We start from the raw sequence: 20,981 nt of genomic DNA on the forward strand, positions 1-20,981 counted from the left end.
AGAAACAAACTATGTCCCAGCATCGCATTTTTTGTATCGGATCGGGCAACTAAGCTCTGTTTACTGCCAATCACGGCAAACAGACTCTGGAGCTGTACATGATCGGACTTTCTGCATTTCGCCGTCTCTTGCTCGCTGGCGCGACCCTCGGCTTTGCGGCCCTCGGTTTTGCCGGCCAGGCGGCGGCCCGGCCAGCCCTGATCCTGGATGTCTACAACCCGGGGACGGCGGCGATTTTCCCGGTGACTTCGGTGCTGGTCAGCGGGGAGAAGGAGGCGATCCTGGTGGACGCCCAGTTTGGCAGGTCCCAGGCCGAGCAGGTGGTGGAAAAGATCCGTGCCAGCGGCAAGCAACTGACCACCATCTATATCAGTCACGGTGACCCGGATTACTACTTCGGCCTGGACACCCTTACCCGCGCGTTCCCCAAGGCCAAGGTGCTGGCCTCGGCGCCGACCGTGGCGCATATCAAGGCCACCGTCGACGGCAAGCTGGCGTTCTGGGGGCCGAAGATGGGCGCCGATGTGCCTGCGCGAACCGTCGTGCCGCAGGTGCTCAAGGGGCATCGTCTGATGCTTGAAGGACGCGAGCTGGACATTATCGGCCTGGATGGCCCGCAGCCGGATCGCAGCTTTGTCTGGATCCCGTCGATCAAGGCGGTGGTGGGCGGCGTGGTGGTCGCACGGAACATCCATGTGTGGATGGCCGACACCCCGTCGGCCCGGTCCCACCAGGATTGGCTGGCTACGCTGCAACGTATCCAGGCGCTGCAACCGCAGACCCTGGTGCCCGGCCATTACCTCGGCGACGCCGCGCATTCCGTGGCGGCGGCGCAGTTCACCGCGGACTACATCAAGGCCTTTGATGAAGAGACCGCCAAGGCCCAGGATTCCACGCAGTTGATCGCGGCCATGAAACAGCGTTACCCGGACCTGGGCGAAGCGTCCTCCCTGGAACTCAGCGCCAAGGTCGCCAAAGGTGAAATGAAATGGTGAGCCCGCTCACCGCCTGATTGACCGTAAACAACCCATTTGGAGAGCGTCATGAGCAAGATTGCAATCATTGGTGCTACCGGTCGTGCCGGTAGCCAGTTGCTGGAAGAAGCCCTGCGTCGCGGCCATGGCGTCACCGCCATTGCCCGTAACCCGGCGAAGATCGAGGCGCGCGCCGGTGTCGTCAGCAAGGCGCTCGACGCCCTCGATGCGGCTGCGCTGGAAGCGGCCGTGGCCGGTCACGATGTGGTGATCAGCGCCGCGCATTTCGCCACCCTGCCGGCCGCGGCGGTGATCGGTCCGGTGAAGAGGGCCGGGGTCAAGCGCCTGCTGGTGGTCGGTGGGGCCGGTTCGTTGCTGCTGCCAGGTGGCGGGCGAGTCATCGACAGTCCGGGTTTTCCGCCGGAATACAAGGCTGAGGCCAGTGCCGGGGCGGCCTTCCTCGACACCCTGCGTCAGGAAAAGGAGCTGGACTGGAGTTTCCTGTCACCTTCGGCGGAGTTCGTCGAAGGCGAGCGCACCGGTAAATTCCGCCTGGGCCAGGATGACCTGCTGGTGAGCGCCGAAGGCCGCAGCTGGATCACCTTCGCCGACTATGCCATTGCCCTGCTGGATGAAGTCGAGAAGCCCGCCCACTCGCGTCAGCGGTTCGCGGTCGGTTACTGACCGCTTGTAGGCGCCAGCGCGGTGCTTGTCCGTGAAGCTTTTTGGCGCCTTCAAGGACGCGATCGCCAGCAAGCCGGCTCCCACAGGTTTGTGCATTACCGCGAAGTATTGTGGCAACCACGATCCGTGTAGGAGCTGGCTTGCCAGCGATGAGGCGCCTGAGCCTTGCGGCGCCTGTCGGGGTGCCATCGCCGGCAAGCCTGCAGCAGGGTCAGGCCGGTTGGACCTGGCCTTCTCCCGCCAAGCGCCGGTTCAACTGATGACGCCAGCGCACATACAGCATGGCGCTGCAGAACACCGCCAGGCTTGCGCCCATTTCCAGTACCCCGAACAGTTGCCGGTTGGGGTCGAAGGCCGCCAGTGCACCCTTGAGGAAATACAGGTTCACCACATAGCAGGTGAACGAGTGGCCGCGCGCACTGCCCAGCAACATCCCCGGCAGTAGCGGCAGCAAGGGCACCAGTTCGACCAGCAGGATCACCCAGCGCCGGGCGCCGTGCAGGTCGGCGAACATCAGGTAATACACGCAGAGCAGGCCGATCAGCCCGAGAAAGCACACCAGGGCCAGCGCCCTGCCGAGCTTTACCCGTGGCTCCAGCCAGTCCTGGCTGGGCAGAACCTTGGGCTTCCTAGCCACGACCGTTCTCCAGTTTCAGTGCAGTGTTCGCCAGGCGCAGGCCGAGGGCGCGACACAGGGCGATTTCATGTTCGTCCAGTGCACGCTTGCCGTCGCTGCCGGTGTGATGGCTGGCGCCGTAGGGCGTGCCGCCACCGCGGGTATCGAGCAGGGCCGACTCGCTGTAGGGCAGGCCGGTGACCAGCATGCCGTGGTGCAGCAATGGCAGCAGCATCGACAGCAGGGTGCTTTCCTGGCCGCCGTGCAGGCTGGAAGTCGAGGTGAAGACCGCGCCCGGCTTGCCCACCAGGGCTCCGGTCAGCCACAGGTTGCTGGTGCCGTCGATAAAGTACTTCAACGGTGCCGCCATGTTGCCGAAGCGGGTCGGGCTGCCGAGGGCCAGGGCCGAACAGTGCTTCAGGTCGTCGAGGCTGGCATACAGCGCGCCTTCCTCTGGAATGGCCGGGGCCACTGCCTCGCATTCGCTGGAGATCGCCGGCACGGTGCGCAGGCGTGCTTCCATGCCGGCCTGCTCGACGCCCCGGGCAATCTGGCGGGCCATTTCGCGGGTGGAACCGTTGCGGCTGTAGAACAGCACCAGGACGTACGGTTCACTCACGGCAGGATCTCCAGCACTTTTTCCGGTGGGCGGCCGATGATGGCCTTGTTCCCGGCCACCAGGATCGGTCGCTCCATGAGTTTCGGGTGCGCGGCGATGGCGGCGATCAGTTGGGCTTCACTGAGCCGGCTGTCGGCCAGGTTCAGGCTCTTGTATTCGTCTTCGCCGCTGCGCAGCAGTTGCCGGGCGTCGAGGCCGAGCTTGTCGAGCAAGGCCCGCAGTTGGCCGGCGTCGAGCGGGGTTTCCAGGTAGCGCACCACGGCCGGGGCCAGGCCGCGGGCTTCGAGCAGTTCCAGCGCACCGCGGGATTTCGAGCAGCGCGGGTTGTGATAAAGCGTCAGATCGGTCATGTGCGGGTCGCATCTTGCGTAAGGTGGCGGGTATTCTACCTGCCTGGCGAGCGCTCCTGAACCGTACGAGGTAAATGGTCGCAGTCGATGACTCAATTGACGGGGGATGGTGCACATGGCGAGGCGATTGGCCGCCGTATTGGCGATGATGGGCGCGCTGCTGCTCAGCGGTTGCGGCAACGATTACGGGGTTGACCAGCACGGCCGGAAGGTTGCCTCCGAGCGTCTGGACAAACAGTGGAAAGTGGTCAACTACTGGGCTGAATGGTGCGGTCCGTGCCGCACGGAGATCCCTGAGTTGAATGCCTTGTCCGAGCAGCTCAAGGGCCAGTCGGTGGGGGTGTTCGGGGTGAATTTCGACGGCTTGCAGGGCGATGACCTGGTCAAGGCCAGTGACGCGCTGGGGATCCAGTTCACGGTACTGGCGCAGGATCCGGCGGATTTCTTCGACCTGCCCCGCAGTGAGGCCTTGCCGGTGACCTACATCATCGATGACAAGGGCAAGGTCCGCGAACAACTGATGGGCGAGCAGACCGCGGCCGGTGTGCTGGAGCGGCTGAAGGCCCTCAAGGGCTGACGCTCAGGAACCCGGCGTCTTCGAGCCGGTCGCCGGTGGTTTTCCCCAGAGCGGTCGGACGATCAGCGCGATCATGATCACCAGCAGTGCAGCGCCCAGGCTGTTGGACACGCGCAGGTAGGTGAGGCCGATTTCACTGCCATCGGGTTGGCTCAACTGGGCCACCAGGATGAAGTGCGGCGTCAGAAACAGCATATAGGCCAGGTAGCTGATATTGCGGCAGGCCAGTGTCCCGATCGACAGCGGCAGGATCAGCCACGCCAGCAGCAACGGCGAGTGGACAAGATGGCCCAGCAGCATGGCGATCAGTGCACCGAGCACGGTACCTGCCACCCGTTCGACAGACACCTTCAGGGTGGCGGCAAAACCGGGTTGGCTGATCAGCAGTACGGTCAGGATCATCCAGTAGCCGTGGTCCAGTGCGCAGTAGTGCACGGCGGCCACTGCAATGGCCGTGGCGATGGCCACGCACACGCCGTGCAGAAAACCCTGTGAGTCGGGGTTGAGGTGTTGCCGTAGCGTGCTCGACAAGGTTACGGGCGGCTCGCCCGGGACCACCGCCTGCTCGTAGGGGCACCATGACAGCAGGGTGACACTGCTTGCCCAGAGGCTGCCGTAGAGAAAGTAGCAGCCATAACCGAGGGCATGTTCGAGGTCGTTTCCGGCAAAGGCCGTCGAGACCGCGAAGGCCGTGGCGACCAGCAACGCCGGGAAGCCGATCCGCTTGCCCGCCACGATAGCGAAGGCGCCACAGAAGCCGATGAACGCAGCCAGGCCGATCATCAGTGGCGCGCAGGCGGCGCTCCAGACCCCAAGCCCCGAAGCGAATGCGCCGGCCAGGCCAAATACCAGGGCGAACCGGCAGCGGCTGGCGAAGCGCCCGCCGGGCAGGCTGATGTAGCTCCAGAACGCGGCGATGGCCGACCAGCCGAGCAGCGGGTTGTGACAGTACGCGGCGAGGATCGCCGGGAACGCACACACGATCCCGCCGCGGAGGAGGTCGGCCAGGTGGCGCGGGTGGGCGGTATATGCGTCTGTCAACCGACGCAGGATCGCCGCCGCTTTCGAGGTCATGGGCTGTTGCATGATGGACTCAGCAGACCGGAGTGCGGGCGAGGATGGATTCGTTGATCTGATCGATCGACGTCACTCCGGTCAGGGTCATCGCCACGCGCATTTCCTGGGCGAAGATATCCAGCATGTTTTCCACGCCGTGTTGCCCTGCAGCCGCCAGGGCGTACACCGTCGAGCGCCCGAGCAGCACGCTTTTCGCCCCCAGGGCCAGCATCCGCACCACGTCCAGTCCCGAGCGGATGCCCGAGTCGACCAGCACGGTCAGGTCGCTGCCCACGGCCTGGGCAATCGGCGGCAGCGCCTTGGCGGTGGACAGCACCCCGTCGAGCTGACGGCCGCCATGGTTGGAGACCACGATCCCATCGGCGCCGAAGCTGACGGCGTCCTTGGCGTCCTGTGGGTCGAGGATGCCCTTGATGATCATCGGGCCCTTCCAGAATTCGCGGATCCACTCCAGGTCCTTCCAACTTATGGACGGGTCGAAGTTGTTGCCCAACCAGCCGACGTAATCTTCCAGAGTGGTGGCCCTGCCCAGGTAGCGGGAGATATTGCCCAGGTCATGGGGACGCCCGAGGACACCGACGTTCAAGGCCCAATCCGGCTTCATGGTCGCCTGCAGGATCCGCCGTGGCGCGGCGAACGGGCCGGACATGCCCGAATGTGCATCACGATAACGCGCGCCCGGGGTCGGCATATCCACGGTGAACACCAGGGTCTTGACGCCGGCGGCCTGTGCCCGTTCCAGGGCGTTGCGCATGAAGCCGCGGTCCTTGAGTACATAGAGCTGGAACCAGATGGCCTGCGGGCTTTGCGACGAGACTTCCTCTATGGAGCACACCGAGACGGTCGACAGGCAGTAGGGAATGCCCTTGTTGGCGGCAGCCTTGGCCGCCTGGACTTCGCCACGACGGGCATACATGCCGGTCAGTCCCACCGGGCTCAGGGTGATGGGCATCGCCATCGGCTGGTCGAACAGGCTGGTCTTCAGGCTCAGGTTGTCGACGTTCTTCAGGATCCGCTGGCGCAGGCTGACGTCCGCCAGGTCCGAACCGTTTTTCCTGAGGGTGTGCTCGGCGTAGGCGCCGCCATCGATGTAGTCGAACAGAAAGCGTGGCAACTTGCGACGTGCGGCTTCGCGGTAGTCAGTGGCCGATGAAATGATCATGGGAGCGATTCCTCTGAGTGACAGGGTTGGCGTACCTGAGCGTTGATCCGGGGATATCGCTGTGGGGTGGCCGACGGGGTCAGAGTAGGGAAAACTTCTTCATGATAAAAACAACTTTTTCAACTTGAATTAAGTCGCAAATGGAATACTGGTGAGCCTGCGGACGCGGAGCGCAACGACCTGGTGGCCGCCGGGTTGGGCATGGCTTTACTGCCGCGCCTTGCTGGAATTGGCGGAGGAAATGAAAGGGATGTGATGGGTGATGCAGGCGCCGTATGTTTCAGGTCACGACGCCTCGGCTATCCGGCTGAAAGCGCTTCAGCCTTCTTCCGACCACAAACGCAGGGGCTGGCCTTGAGCCGGCCAGAAACGCACCTGTTCCACCGGGGAAATATCCCAGCGCTGGACCGTTTCCAGGGCCTGCAGGAAGCGTTTTTCCTGCTCCATCAAGGCTGGGGCACAAAGCTTGCGAGTGCTGCCGACCTTGCCGAAGCTCAAGGTGTCGCCTTCCAGGGTATAGGGGGCGAACCAGTGGTTGCAGCCGCCGGTGCCGTAGGCCCGGCCATCATCGCCGAGGGTGATGGTCAGGTGGCTGTTGTCGATCAGCGGACGTTCGCCGATCCACTCCAGCACGTAGCTGTGATCCTGCTGCAACTGCACACGGTCGCCGGTACAGCCCAACAGGCTGGTCGCCAGCATCCCCAGAATCACCGCTTGTTTCATTATGTTGCCTCCTGGCATTTCGGGCAGAGGTGCTTCTCGCCCTGTGTGGTCCAACCCAGCTCGGCGATACGTGCCGTGGCTGCAGGTTTCTGCGCGGGAGCGCCGAGCTTGGCGTCCACCGCGAATTCGAAGTTCAGCTCCTTGGCGCAGCTGTCGCAGTTGACCTGCCACTGATGAATCGCCAGCTCGCCGAACACCGGTCCACGAGCCATGGCGGTCCACTGGCCCGGCGGGTTGATCAGGTGCCGCACGGTTTCGACGGTCAGGCGCATGGACAGGTCCTTGCTGCCCTTGAGGGTGACCAGCAGCACGTCGTCGATGCGGATCGAGCCACCGTTGCCGGTAACCTGGTAACGACCCGGCACCAGGGCGCGGCATTCGGTCAGGGTGTGTTGCGGGTTCATCAGGCTGTAGCGGAAATCGTGTTCGACCATGGGTCCTCCAAATATGGCCGGTATGCTAGCACGCAGACGCGAACCGGATAGCGCCGGCATGCGACCTTCGATCCGGTTCACGCCACTGTTGCCGGCTCAGCCGTGCACCAGGTTGCGGGCCTGGCCGGATTTCCATGCGGCGATGTTGTCCAGGGTGGTCGTGGCGATCGCCGCCAGCGCTTCGTGAGTGAGGAACGCCTGGTGGGCGGTGACGATCACGTTGGGAAAGGTCAGCAGGCGTGCCAGTACATCGTCCTGCAACGGCAGGTCGGAGCGATCCTCGAAGAACAGCTGTGCCTCTTCCTCATAGACATCCAGCCCGAGGTAACCGAGCTGGCCCTCCTTGAGCGCGTCGATCAGCGCCGGGGTGTCCACCAGGCCGCCACGTCCGGTGTTGATCAGCATGGCGCCGGGTTGCAGGTGGGCGAGGGTGTCGCGGTTGATCAGGTGCCGGGTAGCGCTGTTCAGCGGGCAATGCAGGCTGATGATCCGCGACCGGCCGAGCAACTCCGGCAGTTCCAGGTAGCGGGCGCCCAGGGCCACGACCTCGGGGTTGGGGCAGGGATCGTACGCCAGCAACTCGCAGCCGAATCCGGCCATGATCCGGGCGAAGGTCGCGCCGATCTGCCCGGTGCCGACCACACCGACGGTTTTCCCCACCAGGTCGAAGCCGGTCAGCCCGTGCAGGCTGAAGTCACCCTCGCGGGTCCGGTTGTAGGCGCGGTACAGGCGGCGGTTGAGGGCGAGGATCAAGGCCACGGCATGTTCGGCCACGGCATGGGGCGAGTAGGCCGGCACGCGCACCACGCTGAGCTCCAGGCGACTGGCGGCGTTCAGGTCGACGTGGTTGTAGCCGGCCGACCGCAGGGCGATCAGGCGGGTGCCGCCGGCGGCCAGTTGCTCCAGCACCGGGGCACTCAGGTCATCGTTGATAAAGGCACAGACCACTTCATGCCCTGCGGCCAGCGTCGCGGTGTCCGGGCTCAGGCGGGCGGGCTGGAAGTGCAGTTCGAGATCGGCCATCGGCGCGACGGCCAGAAAGCTGTCGCGATCGTAGGTCTGGCTACTGAAAAGAATTCCACGCATATCGGGCTTCCTTGGATATGAGCTGGCTTGCCAGCGAAGTTTCTGATTCTTTGCAGGAGCAGAGTTGGTGTAGAAGTGGGCGTGCCTGCGATGAGACCCTCGGGGCTGTTAAAAGCTTCGTGGGCAAGCCCCCTCCCACACAAGCCCACTCTCTCGCAAGCCCATTCCTGCACAAGCTCCGCGCCTACATAACCCCGATTCCGGAATGACAGCTCAGGATGGGCTCAGGCGCTGACACGGGCCTCGATGGCAAGGCGGGCGATAGCCATGTCCAGTTCGTCGAGGGCCTTCTGGGCGTTGGGATCGTCCTGCTTGAGCAGGGTCTCGCTGCGCTGGCAGGCAGCACGCAATTGCGGTACGCCACAGTAGCGGGTGGCGCCATGGAGGCGATGGACCCGCTCGATCAGGCCGTTGTTGTCATGGGCTTCACGGGCCGCGCGGATCGCTTCGCGGTCGGCGTCCAGCGAAGCCAGGAGCATCGCCAGCATATCGGCGGCGAGGTCGGCCTTGCCCGCGGCCAGGCGCAGGCCTTCGTCCGGATCGAGGACCAGCAGGTCGCTGCCGCTGTTCCAGACTTCGCCGCTGCGCTCCTGGCCCTGGTTACGCAGGGCCAGGCCGGTCCACTTCAACACCACCTGGGCCAACTGGCGTTCGCTGATGGGTTTGGTCAGATAGTCATCCATGCCGCTTTGCAGCAGGGCGCGCTTCTCGTTGGCCATGGCATGGGCGGTCAGGGCGACGATGGGCAGCGGCGTGCTCTGCCGTTCGTTTTCCCACTGGCGAATCGCCTCGGTGGTCTGCCGGCCGTCCATGCCGGGCATCTGCACGTCCATCAGCACCAGGTCGAAGCGCGCCGTCTGTACGGCATCGATCGCCGAGTAGCCGCTTTCCACCGCCACGACCTCGGCGCCCATGTCTTCGAGCAGGGTCTGGACCAGCAGCAGGTTGGCCGGGTTGTCATCCACGCACAGCACTTGGGGTGCACGGCTGCTCAAGGGTTCGATGGGCTCGATGCGCATCGGACGCGGGGTGATCAGGTCCGACAGGGCGCGGCGCAACTTGCGGGTGCAGGCCGGCTTGGCCTGGAGCTGGCTGTGGGGGTTGGGCACCGACAGGTGGAACAGCGTCTGCTCGGTGGTCGGGCAGAGCACCATCACATGGCAGCCGAGGTGTTCCAGGTCCCAGATATGCTGGTTCAGTCGTTCGGGCGGCATGTCCTGGGCGGTGACGCCGAGTACCGCGAGGTCGATGGCCTGTTCGGTCTGGTGCGCGCCGGTCACGCCATTGGCGAGGTTCTGCAAGGTGTTGAACGGAATCACTTCCAGCCCGCAATCTTCCAGTTGGTGCTGCAGTGCCTGGCGCGCCAGCTCATGGTTTTCCAGCACGGCGACGCGCCGGCCGAGCAGCGGCGCGGCGGGCAGGTCTTCGATATCGTCGCGGGTCTTGGGCAGGCTCAGGCTGATCCAGAACTCGGAGCCTTCGCCCGGCGTGCTGTCCACGCCGATTTCACCGCCCATCTGTTCGATCAGGCGCTTGGAGATCACCAGGCCCAGGCCGGTGCCGCCGGGCTGGCGCGACAGCGAGTTGTCGGCCTGGCTGAAGGCCTGGAACAGCGCCCGCACATCCTGGTTCGACAGGCCGATGCCGGTGTCCTGCACGCTGATGCGCAATTGCACGCTGTCTTCGTGTTCTTCCTCGAGCATGGCCCGGGCGACGATGGTGCCCTCGCGGGTGAACTTGATCGCGTTGCTCACCAGGTTGGTGAGGATCTGCTTGAGCCGCAGCGGATCGCCGATCAGCGACAACGGCGTATCGCGATAGACCAGGCTGACCAGTTCCAGCTGCTTGGCATGGGCGGCCGGGGCGAGAATGGTCAGGGTGTCCTGCAACAGGTCGCGCAGGTTGAACGGAATGCTGTCGAGTACCAGTTTGCCGGCTTCGATCTTCGAGAAGTCGAGGATCTCGTTGATGATCCCCAGCAGGCTGTCGGCGGATTTTTCGATGGTGCCCAGGTAGTCCAACTGGCGCGGGGTCAGCTCGCTCTTCTGCAACAGGTGGGTGAAACCGAGGATGCCATTGAGCGGTGTGCGGATTTCATGGCTCATATTGGCGAGGAATTCGGATTTGATCCGGCTGGCTTCCAGCGCTTCCTTGCGGGCCAGGTCCAGCTCGATGTTCTGGATTTCGATGGTTTCCAGGTTCTGCCGGACGTCTTCGGTGGCCTGGTCGATGCTGTGCTGCAATTCTTCCTGGGCGTTCTGCAGGGTTTCGGCCATGCGGTTGATACCCGAGGCCAGTTCGTCCAGCTCCTGGCTGCCGAGGGGCGGCAGGCGGGTTTCCAGGTTGCCGTCCTTGAGCTGGGCCACGGCCAGCTTGATCTTGCTGATCGGCGTATTGATGGTGCGGCTCATGCGCAGGGCCAGTAGCGCGGTGCCGAGCAGGCCGGTGGCGATCAGCAGCAGGCTGGCGAACAGGCTGCGATAGCCGCGCAACAACATGCCATTGTGGGACAGCTCCAGCTCGACCCAGCCGAGCAGCCGGTCGGCTTCGTCGGGGAGCGGTTCGCCGGCCATGTTGCGGTGCCGGCCGAAGACCGGCAGCAGGTAGCGGGTCGCGTCATTGCCGCTACGTTGCAGCATATGACTGCTGTTGCCGGTGGGCGGTTGGTTGAGCATGCTGGGGCCGGCATGGGCCAGCTGTTCGCGGTTGGCGCCGAGGAACGATACGGCGCGCACGTCGGTCTGTTCCAGCGCCTGGGTGGCGACGCGCTCCAACTGTTCGCTGTCGTTGCGGCCCAGCGCCGGAGCCACCAGCGGTGCCAGTTGTTCGGCGATCATTTCCCCGCGTTGCAGCAACTGGGTTTGCAGGTCCGACTGTTGCAACCAGGTGAAATAGCCGCCCAGCACCAGGGCCATCAGTGTGGTCGGCAGCAGGGTGAGCAGTAGGACGCGGCCTTTGATGCCCAGGTTTTTAAGCACGCAATACTCTCCATCAGATACAGCGTCCGGCAGACACGGCGATCTTCGATTCTCGGCGCGCGCTTCCTGCGCCCGCTCCACCTGCGCAGTGTAGGGGAGGCACAAACCACAAGCCACAGGCCTGCACGGGCTTCTGCCGTTTAAGCTTATAGCTGAAGTGAATAACGTCTGCACTTTGCGTGATATGGGCCGCAGGCGTTTGCCGGTATGATAGGCGCCCCCGCAGTCTGGATTGCGAATACGCCATGACCTTGCAGTACCCCACGATCGCCGATTGCATCGGCAACACGCCCCTGGTTCGCCTGCAACGCTTGCCCGGAGCGACCAGCAACACCCTGCTGCTCAAGCTTGAAGGGAACAATCCCGCGGGGTCCGTGAAGGACCGTCCGGCACTGTCGATGATCACCCGCGCCGAGTTGCGTGGGCAGATCCAGGCCGGCGACACGCTGATCGAAGCGACCTCGGGCAATACCGGGATCGCCCTGGCGATGGCTGCCGCGATCAAGGGCTACAAGATGATCCTGATCATGCCCGACAACTCCACCGCCGAACGCAAGGCGGCCATGACCGCCTATGGCGCCGAGCTGATCCTGGTCAGTCGCGAGGAAGGCATGGAAGGCGCCCGTGACCTGGCCGAGCGGATGCAGGCCGAAGGGCGCGGCAAGGTCCTCGACCAGTTCGCCAACGGTGACAACCCCGAGGCGCACTACACCAGCACCGGTCCGGAAATCTGGCGGCAGACCCAGGGCACCATCACCCATTTCGTCAGTTCCATGGGCACCACCGGGACCATCATGGGGGTGTCGCGCTACCTGAAAGAGCAGAGCCCGGACGTGCAGATCGTCGGCCTGCAACCAATGGAAGGTGCGTCGATTCCCGGCATCCGCCGCTGGCCCCACGAATACCTGCCGAAGATTTTCCAGGCCGAGCGGGTCGACCGCATCGTCGACATGGGCCAGGAAGAGGCCGAGGACGTGATGCGTCGTCTGGCCCGTGAAGAAGGAATTTTCTGCGGCGTGTCCTCGGGCGGCGCGGTGGCGGCGATGTTGCGCCTGTCCCGGGAAGTCGAGAACGCGGTGATGGTCGCGATCATCTGTGACCGCGGCGACCGCTACCTGTCGACCGGCATCTACGACGCGCCCAACTGATGGCCAAGCATGAGAGAGGCCTGCGCTTCCAACCGAGTGGCGGTAGCCGGGCCCCGCAAGTGCCTGTGGGCAAGAAACAACGCCTGACGATCGAGCGGTTGGCCAACGATGGCCGCGGGATCGCGTTTATCGAAGGCCGTACCTGGTTTGTCGCCGGCGCCCTGGCCGGCGAAGAGGTCGAGGCCCGTGTGCTCGGCGCCCATGGCAAGGTGGTCGAGGCCCGTACCGAACGGGTGTTCCTCGCCAGCGAGCGGCGGCGTCCGGCACCTTGCGCCCATGCCGGACGTTGCGGTGGCTGCAGTGTGCAACATATGCCCCACGATGATCAGTTGGCCCTGAAACAGCGCATGCTCGCCGAGCAGTTGTCGCGGGTGGCCGGTGTCGAACCCGAGGAGTGGGCGGCGCCCCTGACCGGTCCGGAGTTCGGCTATCGCCGCCGGGCGCGGGTGGCGGTGCGCTGGGATGCCAAGGCAAAAAAACTCGAGGTGGGTTTTCGTGCGGCGTCCAGCCAGGACATCGTCGGCATCGACGACTGCCCGGTGCTGGTACAGGCCTTGCAACCGATCATGAGCGGCTTGCCGGCAATGCTGCGACGCCTGGGCAAACCCCAGGCCTTGGGTCATGTCGAGTTGTTCAGCGGTTCGGCGCTGGCGGTGTTGTTGCGCCATATGTCGCCGTTGTCGGCCGATGACCTGCAGGTCCTGCAAGCCTTTTGCGCGGAACATGGCGCACAACTCTGGCTGCATGGCGAGGACGGGCCGCAACCGGTCGACCCGACGCGGTCCCTCGGTTATCGCCTGGAGGCGTGGGATCTGGAGCTGGCGTACCGGCCGGGGGATTTTGTCCAGGTCAATGCCGGGGTCAACGAAGCGATGGTGGCCCAGGCGCTTGACTGGCTCAAGCCTGAGGCCGGCGAGCGGGTGCTTGACCTGTTCTGCGGGCTGGGCAACTTTGCCTTGCCGCTGGCCCGTCGGGTCCGTGAAGTGGTGGCGGTGGAGGGCGTGCAGACCATGGTCGAGCGCGCCGCTGCCAATGCCGCTAGCAACAATCTGCATAACGTGGCTTTTTTTCAGGCCGATTTATCCCAGCCCCTGAGTGATGCCGGTTGGGCCAAAGCAGGCTTTTCTGCGGTACTCTTGGACCCACCACGCGATGGTGCTTTCGAGGTGGTGGGCAAGCTCGCCGCACTGGGTGCCGAGCGATTGGTGTATGTGTCGTGCAACCCGGCAACTTTGGCGCGCGACACGGTCGAATTGATCAAGCAGGGCTACCGGTTAAAACGTGCCGGGATCCTCGATATGTTTCCGCAGACCGCGCATGTCGAGGCCATGGCGTTATTTGAAGCGAGCTAGGATGCTCGTCTAGTCCGACTGGCCGCCCCCGTATTCCGACCAGCCTTGCCGGAATGCAGGGGCGATGAACGGCCAGCGATTTTGACGCATTGAATCTGCGTCGTAGGGAAGGTAAGCAAGATGGTACAGGTGAGAGCACACCAGCCGATCAACACTGACGGCAGTATCAATCTCGAGGCATGGCTCGATCATACGGTCAGCGTCGACCTGGCGCTGGACCGTGAAGCCTTGAAGGAAGCCTGCGAGTACGCACGGCTTGCCGAACAACAGACCAACGCGGCCCAGAATCTGTGGCCCGAAGGGGGTTCCAGTTTCAGCACTGGCCTTGAGATCGCCGAGATCCTCGCCGACCTCAAGCTCGACCAGGACTCCCTGGTCGCGGCCGTGCTTTACCGTGGCGTACGCGAAGGGCAGATCGCCTTGCCAGCGGTCAGCCAGAAATTCGGCCCGGTGGTGGCCAAGCTGATCGACGGCGTGCTGCGCATGGCCGCCATCAGCGCCAGCCTCAGTCCGCGCCAGTCCCAGGTCCTCGGCACCCAGGTGCAGGTGGAAAACCTGCGCAAGATGCTGGTGGCCATGGTCGACGACGTGCGTGTCGCGCTGATCAAGCTGGCTGAGCGCACCTGTGCCATTCGTGCGGTCAAGAACGCCGACGACGAGAAGCGCAACCGGGTGGCCCGCGAGGTGTTCGACATCTACGCGCCGCTGGCCCATCGCCTGGGCATCGGGCATATCAAGTGGGAGCTGGAGGACCTGTCCTTCCGCTACCTGGAGCCCGACCAGTACAAGCAGATCGCCAAGTTGCTGCATGAGCGGCGCCTGGATCGCGAGCGGTTCATCAGCGATGTGATGAACCAGCTGGAAAACGAATTGCTGGCCACCGGGGTCAAGGCCGATATCAGCGGCCGGGCCAAACACATCTATTCGATCTGGCGCAAAATGCAGCGCAAGGGCCTGGAGTTCAGCCAGATCTACGATGTGCGCGCCGTGCGCGTGCTGGTCCCGGAAATGCGCGACTGCTACACCGCGCTGGGGATCGTCCACACCCTGTGGCGGCACATCCCGAAAGAGTTCGACGACTACATCGCCAACCCCAAGGAGAACGGCTACCGCTCGTTGCACACGGCGGTGATCGGTCCGGAAGGCAAGGTGCTGGAGGTGCAGATCCGCACCCACGCCATGCACGAAGAGGCCGAGCTGGGGGTTTGTGCGCACTGGAAGTACAAGGGGACCGACGTCAAGTCCGGGTCCAATCATTACGAAGAGAAAATCTCCTGGTTGCGCCAGGTGCTGGAGTGGCACGAAGAGCTGGGGGATATCGGTGGCCTGGCGGAACAACTGCGGGTCGATATCGAGCCGGACCGGGTCTATATCTTCACCCCCGACGGGCACGCCATCGACTTGCCCAAGGGCGCGACACCGCTGGACTTCGCCTATCGGGTGCACACCGAAATCGGTCACAACTGCCGGGGCGCGAAGATCAACGGGCGGATCGTCCCGCTCAACTACAGCCTGCAGACCGGCGAGCAGGTGGAGATCATCACCAGCAAGCACGGTACGCCGAGCCGCGATTGGCTGAACTCGAACCTTGGCTATGTCACCACCTCCCGGGCGCGGGCGAAGATCGTCCACTGGTTCAAGCTGCAGGCCCGCGACCAGAACGTCGCCGCCGGCAAGACCCTGCTCGAGCGCGAGCTGACACGTCTCGGCCTGCCGCAGGTGGACTTCGACAAGCTGGCCGACAAGGCCAACATGAAAACCTCCGAGGACATGTTCGCCGCCCTCGGTGCCGGTGACCTGCGCCTGGCGCAACTGGTCAACCAGGCCCAGCAACTGGTCGAGCCGGAGCGTGGCAACGAACAGCTGGAACTGATCCCGCGCAAGGCCACCGGCTACAAACCGGGCAAGCGCGGCGATATCCAGATCCAGGGCGTCGGCAACCTGATGACCCAGATGGCCGGCTGCTGCCAGCCGCTGCCGGGGGATGCCATCGTCGGCTACATCACCCAGGGCCGTGGCGTGAGCATTCACCGCCAGGATTGCGCCTCGGTGCTGCAACTGAGCGGGCGCGAGCCCGAGCGGATCATCCAGGTCAGTTGGGGACCGGTGCCGGTGTCGACCTACCCGGTGGACATCGTGATCCGCGCCTACGACCGTTCCGGCCTGCTGCGTGACGTGTCCCAGGTGCTGCTCAACGAGCGGATCAACGTGCTTGCGGTCAATACCCGCTCGAACAAGGAGGACAACACCGCGTTGATGTCCCTGACCATCGAGATCCCGGGGCTGGACGCGTTGGGGCGGTTGCTGGGGCGGATTTCCCAGCTGCCGAATATCATCGAGACCCGACGCAACCGCACCCCTTGAGGATGGCGGGGGCGTAGCGGACTTGTGTGTGGGAGTTGGAAGGATGCCTTGAGGCCGCCACGAGCTTCGCGGGCTTTGTGGGAGGGGGCTTGCCCCCGAAGCGGCCCTTGAAGTCGACATGAGCTTCGTGGACAAGCGGAGCACCGTCCGGCACGGCCCCTACAAGGTTTGCGCTGTTTCCAGCGTGTGACAGAAACGAACGGAACAATCGATGTACAGCCTTCAAGACCTGCTCCATCTGATGGCCCGCCTGCGCGACCCGCAATACGGTTGCCCGTGGGATATCAAGCAAAGCTACGCCACCATCGTTCCCTACACCCTGGAGGAAGCCTACGAGGTGGCCGATGCCATCGAGCGCGGTGACTTCGAGCACTTGCAGGGCGAGTTGGGCGACCTGCTCTTCCAGGTCGTCTACTACAGCCAGTTGGCCCGCGAAGAAGGGCGCTTCGAGTTTGATGCCGTGGTCGACAGCATCACCCGCAAGCTGATTCGCCGACATCCCCATGTCTTCCCCACCGGCGATCTTTATGCGCCCGCCGACCTGCCGCGCCTGAGCGAAGAGCAGGTCAAGCTGCGCTGGGAGCAGATCAAGGCCGAGGAGCGCGCCGAGAACCACCGCGCGCCCGAGCAGTTGTCCTTGCTCGACGATGTCCCCGCCGCCTTGCCGGCCTTGTCACGGGCGGCGAAGTTGCAGAAGCGCGCGGCCCAGGTCGGTTTTGACTGGCCGGCCGCCCTGCCGGTGGTGGACAAGATTCGCGAAGAGCTCGAAGAAGTGCTCGAAGCCATGGCCGACAACGACCCGGCGGCCATGGCCGATGAGATCGGCGACCTGTTGTTCAGCGTGGTCAACCTGGCCCGTCACCTTCAGGTCGACCCGGAAAATGCCCTGCGTGGTGCCAATGGCAAATTCGACAGGCGCTTCCGATTTGTCGAACAGGCATTGCGCGACACCCACCGTCCCATGGAAGATTGCACCCTCGAAGAGTTGGACGCCTTGTGGGGCGAAGCCAAACGTCAGGAAAAGAATGCACCCAGCTGCGGCGCAGTTGTTGACCCAAGTGAGTAAGCACCATGAGCCTTTCCCTTCGTGACCAGTTGCTCAAAGCAGGTCTGGTCAATCAAAAGCAGGCCAAGCAGGTCGGCAAAGAGAAACAGAAACAGCAGCGGCTGGTCCATAAAGGCCAGGCCGAGGTTGACGACACCCAGGCGCGCCTGGCCCAGGAAGCGCAGGCCGAGAAGGTCAAGCGCGACCAGGAACTGAACCGCCAGCAGCAGGAGAAAGCCGAGGCCAAGGCGCGCACGGCGCAGGTCAAGCAATTGATCGAAACCTCGCGCCTGCCCAAGCTGACCACCGAGGACTACTACAACTTCGTCGACGACAAGAAGGTCAAACGCCTGTCGGTCAACACGCTGATGCGCAACAAACTCAGCAATGGCTCCCTGGCGATAGTGCACCATGGCGGCGGCTATGAAGTGATCCCGCGCGAAGCGGCGCTGAAGATCCAGGAGCGCGCCCCCGAGCGTATCGTCCAGCTCAATATCCTCACCGAGAGCCAGGTGCCGGACGAGGACGACCCGTACGCGGCCTACCAGATCCCTGACGATCTGATGTGGTAAGCCTCTGAACGGCACCCCTGAAACGACAAACCCCGCTCGAAAGGCGGGGTTTGTGCTTGTGGGTCATCGCCGGCTGCGTGGGCCGGGGGATGCCCATGGAGCTCAAGACTTCAGGAGGTTTGTGCCTGGCGTTTCATCTCGAGGGTTTCCAGCTCGTTCTTGTAATTATGAGCATCGGCCTCGTTGTGAAACATGCCTACCAGCAGGTCCTGTTGGTGTACATCCCAGATTCGAATGCCATTGGCTACGCCTTCATGGGACATATGTGCATCATCGCGTTCGGTCACTTTTACGGTCATCTGCAAGCTCCAGTCTCTGTTGAACTGCGGCAACGCGTCGCAGGCCTCTTTTATATGATTCATTAGCCTCCTACGTAAATCACTTGCAGACGAAATTCACCGTTGCAAAAACTGCAGTAATCGACAAAGCCCCGGATTTGTTGGGGGCGAGGTGATTTTTGCGGAGTTTTCTGACAAAAGTTTCATGTTCGATGGGGTGCAAAGCACGGATTAGAGCGATGCCTGACGATGATTCGCCAAGCCGGCGGTGAGCGCACGAAAGCAGTCGGCGATCCGTCAGGGCGCTTTCCACTTTCCGACGTTCTGTGGTAAATACCTCGCCTCGGATTTCCAGCCAGGTGGCTGGAACCATGGATAAAAGAAGTTCGGCATGGAAGCCACAGTCGATACCTGCGCTCGCTCGACAGCGTCCTGCTGCCCCTGCGGCGCTCTCCCGATCTCTCTTCCCGCCAGACGACAGGCCTGACCTGATTCGTGGGGAAAGTCGTGCCTCGGGTTCTGTGTTTTCCATGCCTTTGAACTTTTGCCGTCGGCCTGGTTGTGCCAGGAGACAGGTTTTTTCCGCTCGACCGGAAAAGCCGTGGACAGGAAATCAACCCAAAAGGAGCAAAAGCATGAAGATGTTCAAGTCTGTTATTTCGGTACTGGCCCTGGCCACGCTGACCGCCGGATCGGCCTTTGCCGGGCCTCCGGTAGCGGTCACTTTCAAGAACCTCGGCACCACCGATGCGGCCTACACGATCATTACCGGTAACGAAGCCAGCACCAACGTCAATGCGGTGCCAAAGCCCGTGGCGACGGTCCGGGCGGGTGGGGCCGATACCTATACCGTGCAAAGCAATATTTCGCCCAATGCCAACTACGCCAACCTGCGTTACACCATGGGCGGCAAGACCTGCACCTTCCTGGCGACCTACGTAGGGACCCTGGGCCCGTTGGGCTCGATCATTCCCAAGTGGAACAACACCGCGACTCCGAGTGGCGGCGCGGTCTGTACCGCGAAAGTGACCTCGACCAACATATCGACCTATTCGTGGACGGTTGAATTCACGATGAAGTAAGGCCATGACGGGCCTCGCATGGTCATGCCGTGCGAGGTTCGTGGTCCTGCCGTTCATCGTGAGACCTTACAGTTTCCCCGGCGGTTGCCGATAACGGTTGATGGGCCAGGGATTCGGGAGTGGCCACTAACAGGGAGGACGTCATCTTGGTAGGTTCAATCAATTCGAATTCAGTATCCGGCGCGCAGGTTTCCGGCGTGGCCGCGACTCCGGGCGAGCCGCTCGCCAAGGCCGGCTCCACGGCGCCAAGTCCCGCAGCCGAGCCTGCGAAAGACACCAGCAGTATTTCTTCGCTCTCTCGTCAGTTGAGCGAAAGCGCCGCGCGTGCGGCGACACGGGATGCCAGCTTGAGCAGGAAGGAGCTGGGTGCCAAGGCCAATGAACTGTTGAACAAGATTTCCGGCGATGGATATTTTGCCAACAAGGCAGCCAATGATGCCGAGGTGCCCGACACCCAGGATCCTGACTTGCTGGCGCGGGCCAGGAATGCCACGGACTTCGTCAATGGCAGCGGGAAGAACCCTTTTGCCGGAATGTCCAGCGACCAGTTGTCGCTGATCATCTACGATGACAGCGGCAATTTCACGGCAAACGAGCGGCGTGCGGCCTGGAGTGAATCATCTGATCAGGAGTACGCCTGGCGGCAGAAAGTCGTGGCCAGCTCGATTGCCGAGTACGATGGTACTGGCAAGCTGAGCAAATTCTTTACCGCGGCACTGGAGCATTACAAGGACCTGCCCGCGATCGAGCAGGCCCAGTACCCGAACAGCTACGAGGCGAAATTGCAGGCCTGGATTGCCCTCGACTTCAACTACAAGACCCATACCGTCGAAGGCCAGGGCAGTCCGCAGGAAGTGATGGACAAGGTCCTTGGGCTCGACAAGCAGATGTTCGATGAGCCCGGATCGGCCAGTTAAGAAGATGGGTTCTTGAAACGCCACGTAACCTGTAGGAGCTGGCTTGCCAGCGAAGCTTTCAGCGGCTTCACGGGCCTGTTCGCGGGCAAGCCCGGCGCCTACGGGACGATGTTTCACCACAAGATATCGTCGTGCTCGAAACCCTGTGGGAGCTGGCTTGCCAGCGAAGCTTTTAGCCGCTTCACGGGCGTGTTCGTGGGCAAGCCCGGCTCCTACAAAGGGGGGGGCATCAGTTGCCTTTGACAGCCTTGCCGTCGACGGTACCGTCCTGGAGCATGATGTTGTACTCCTTGCCGTCGGTCTCGACCTGGCGCAGGGCAACCAGGATGTAGCCCCAGTCCTTGGCGAACCACATTTGCGTGATGCGCTTGCTCTGTGTCGGGTCGCGGACACGCTCGACCTTGATCGCATCGATCGTGCCGGCCTTGGTCTGGACCTTTTCCGGACCGATCACGCGGAAGTCGTAGGTGTCGGTATCGGTGCCTTCGGCGACCCGGTAGCTCATGCTTTTCTTGCCGGCCGCGACATCACGCTGCAAGGCCAACTGATAGGTCGACTTGTCGAGCATGCCGCTTTCGAGGGGCAGGTTGACCGAGTCCTTGCCTTCGAAGCCGGTGACCTTGTTGGTCGCCCAGTCGAAGTCCAGGTTGATCTTCTTGGCCTTGCCCAGCCCGCCACGTTCGAAGGTGTAGGTCTGTGGCAGCAGCTTGTCCTTCTCGAGGCGCAGGGTGCTTTCCTCGGTCAGGCTGGCGATCATCATGGAGGCCTTGAAATTCAGGGTCCAGCTGCCATTGTCGTTTTTCGTCAGGCTACGTTCGGCCGAGCCGCTCATGGGGAGCTGTTTCCAGTCGGCGGTGTAACTGGCGGAGAATGGCTGAAGGTCCGCCGCCTGCACAACCGGCAAGGCAAGCAGGGTAAGAGCGAAGAGCAGGGCGCGACGCAT

Annotated in this window: 21 protein-coding genes; 10 read left to right on the forward strand and 11 right to left on the reverse strand. The window is 63.1% G+C overall.

Annotated elements, in window-relative coordinates; all coding sequences use genetic code 11:
* Positions 1-98 precede the first annotated feature (98 nt).
* Both HX851_RS33785 and HX851_RS33790 read left to right on the forward strand, forming a co-directional pair.
* Positions 99-995 carry an MBL fold metallo-hydrolase gene (locus HX851_RS33785; protein WP_177064200.1) on the forward strand — a complete coding sequence of 299 codons (897 nt, stop codon included), beginning with the start codon at positions 99-101 and terminating at the stop codon, positions 993-995.
* 48 nt (positions 996-1,043) lie between these two features.
* Positions 1,044-1,658 (forward strand): NAD(P)-dependent oxidoreductase, encoded by a 615-nt coding sequence (locus tag HX851_RS33790; RefSeq protein ID WP_177064201.1) that lies wholly within the window; start codon positions 1,044-1,046, stop codon positions 1,656-1,658.
* Between the two features lie 211 nt (positions 1,659-1,869).
* Here the strand turns inward: HX851_RS33790 and HX851_RS33795 are convergent, their stop codons facing one another.
* From HX851_RS33795 to arsC, 3 genes are read right to left on the reverse strand one after another with little or no spacing between them, the layout of a single operon-like run.
* Complete coding sequence (locus HX851_RS33795) at positions 1,870-2,295, reverse strand: DUF2069 domain-containing protein (protein ID WP_177064202.1); 426 nt, start codon at positions 2,293-2,295, stop codon at positions 1,870-1,872.
* The gene (wrbA, locus tag HX851_RS33800; RefSeq protein WP_177060653.1) at positions 2,288-2,893 is read right to left on the reverse strand and encodes an NAD(P)H:quinone oxidoreductase; all 606 of its coding nucleotides are present in this window, start codon (positions 2,891-2,893) and stop codon (positions 2,288-2,290) included. The genes HX851_RS33795 and wrbA overlap by 8 nt, the downstream gene beginning before the upstream one ends.
* Positions 2,890-3,243 carry an arsenate reductase (glutaredoxin) gene (arsC, locus tag HX851_RS33805; RefSeq protein ID WP_177060651.1) on the reverse strand — a complete coding sequence of 118 codons (354 nt, stop codon included), beginning with the start codon at positions 3,241-3,243 and terminating at the stop codon, positions 2,890-2,892. The genes wrbA and arsC overlap by 4 nt, the downstream gene beginning before the upstream one ends.
* A gap of 115 nt (positions 3,244-3,358) precedes the next feature.
* Between arsC and HX851_RS33810 the strand changes: the two genes are divergently transcribed.
* Positions 3,359-3,820, forward strand: a complete 462-nt coding sequence (locus HX851_RS33810; protein ID WP_177060649.1) for a TlpA family protein disulfide reductase — start codon at positions 3,359-3,361, stop codon at positions 3,818-3,820.
* A gap of 3 nt (positions 3,821-3,823) precedes the next feature.
* Here HX851_RS33810 and HX851_RS33815 read toward each other — a convergent pair whose 3' ends face one another.
* From HX851_RS33815 to HX851_RS33840, 6 genes are all read right to left on the reverse strand, one after another.
* Positions 3,824-4,906: an FUSC family protein gene (locus HX851_RS33815; protein WP_177064203.1), complete on the reverse strand. Its 1,083-nt coding sequence runs from the start codon at positions 4,904-4,906 to the stop codon at positions 3,824-3,826.
* A 7-nt stretch (positions 4,907-4,913) separates the two neighbouring features.
* A complete protein-coding gene (lldD, locus tag HX851_RS33820; protein WP_177064204.1) occupies positions 4,914-6,059 on the reverse strand; it encodes an FMN-dependent L-lactate dehydrogenase LldD in 1,146 nt (381 codons plus the stop codon).
* A 318-nt stretch (positions 6,060-6,377) separates the two neighbouring features.
* Positions 6,378-6,782 (reverse strand): META domain-containing protein, encoded by a 405-nt coding sequence (locus tag HX851_RS33825; RefSeq protein ID WP_177060639.1) that lies wholly within the window; start codon positions 6,780-6,782, stop codon positions 6,378-6,380.
* Positions 6,782-7,216, reverse strand: a complete 435-nt coding sequence (locus tag HX851_RS33830) for a hypothetical protein (protein WP_177060637.1) — start codon at positions 7,214-7,216, stop codon at positions 6,782-6,784. Before HX851_RS33830 ends, HX851_RS33825 begins: the two co-directional genes overlap by 1 nt.
* 96 nt (positions 7,217-7,312) lie before the next feature.
* Positions 7,313-8,302: a 2-hydroxyacid dehydrogenase gene (locus HX851_RS33835; RefSeq protein WP_177060636.1), complete on the reverse strand. Its 990-nt coding sequence runs from the start codon at positions 8,300-8,302 to the stop codon at positions 7,313-7,315.
* A 224-nt stretch (positions 8,303-8,526) separates the two neighbouring features.
* Positions 8,527-11,280 (reverse strand): response regulator, encoded by a 2,754-nt coding sequence (locus HX851_RS33840; protein WP_177060635.1) that lies wholly within the window; start codon positions 11,278-11,280, stop codon positions 8,527-8,529.
* 245 nt (positions 11,281-11,525) lie between these two features.
* Here HX851_RS33840 and cysM point away from each other — a divergent pair, with 245 nt between their 5' ends.
* From cysM to HX851_RS33865, 5 genes are all read left to right on the forward strand, one after another.
* Positions 11,526-12,428, forward strand: a complete 903-nt coding sequence (gene cysM, locus HX851_RS33845) for a cysteine synthase CysM (RefSeq protein ID WP_177060634.1) — start codon at positions 11,526-11,528, stop codon at positions 12,426-12,428.
* Positions 12,428-13,780: a 23S rRNA (uracil(1939)-C(5))-methyltransferase RlmD gene (gene rlmD, locus HX851_RS33850; protein ID WP_177060633.1), complete on the forward strand. Its 1,353-nt coding sequence runs from the start codon at positions 12,428-12,430 to the stop codon at positions 13,778-13,780. The genes cysM and rlmD overlap by 1 nt, the downstream gene beginning before the upstream one ends.
* A gap of 120 nt (positions 13,781-13,900) precedes the next feature.
* A complete protein-coding gene (gene relA / locus HX851_RS33855; protein WP_177060629.1) occupies positions 13,901-16,144 on the forward strand; it encodes a GTP diphosphokinase in 2,244 nt (747 codons plus the stop codon).
* A gap of 211 nt (positions 16,145-16,355) precedes the next feature.
* Positions 16,356-17,210, forward strand: a complete 855-nt coding sequence (mazG, locus tag HX851_RS33860; protein ID WP_177060628.1) for a nucleoside triphosphate pyrophosphohydrolase — start codon at positions 16,356-16,358, stop codon at positions 17,208-17,210.
* Positions 17,211-17,215: 5 nt separating this feature from the next.
* Positions 17,216-17,761, forward strand: coding sequence for a DUF2058 domain-containing protein (locus HX851_RS33865; protein ID WP_017527556.1), 546 nt, complete (start codon positions 17,216-17,218; stop codon positions 17,759-17,761).
* A gap of 110 nt (positions 17,762-17,871) precedes the next feature.
* On the opposite strand, the gene HX851_RS33870 is transcribed toward HX851_RS33865, so the two are convergent.
* The gene (locus HX851_RS33870) at positions 17,872-18,060 is read right to left on the reverse strand and encodes a hypothetical protein (protein WP_177060741.1); all 189 of its coding nucleotides are present in this window, start codon (positions 18,058-18,060) and stop codon (positions 17,872-17,874) included.
* Positions 18,061-18,674: 614 nt separating this feature from the next.
* Here HX851_RS33870 and HX851_RS33875 point away from each other — a divergent pair.
* On the forward strand, positions 18,675-19,121 hold the full coding sequence (locus HX851_RS33875; protein WP_177060627.1) for a hypothetical protein: 447 nt from the start codon (positions 18,675-18,677) through the stop codon (positions 19,119-19,121).
* A gap of 197 nt (positions 19,122-19,318) precedes the next feature.
* Positions 19,319-20,038, forward strand: a complete 720-nt coding sequence (locus tag HX851_RS33880; protein WP_369680882.1) for a hypothetical protein — start codon at positions 19,319-19,321, stop codon at positions 20,036-20,038.
* 229 nt (positions 20,039-20,267) lie between these two features.
* Here the strand turns inward: HX851_RS33880 and HX851_RS33885 are convergent, their stop codons facing one another.
* Positions 20,268-20,981: a DUF3108 domain-containing protein gene (locus HX851_RS33885; RefSeq protein ID WP_177064205.1), complete on the reverse strand. Its 714-nt coding sequence runs from the start codon at positions 20,979-20,981 to the stop codon at positions 20,268-20,270.

This window comes from Pseudomonas gingeri (genome assembly GCF_013385635.1).
Classification (GTDB): Bacteria; Pseudomonadota; Gammaproteobacteria; order Pseudomonadales; family Pseudomonadaceae; genus Aquipseudomonas; species Aquipseudomonas gingeri_A.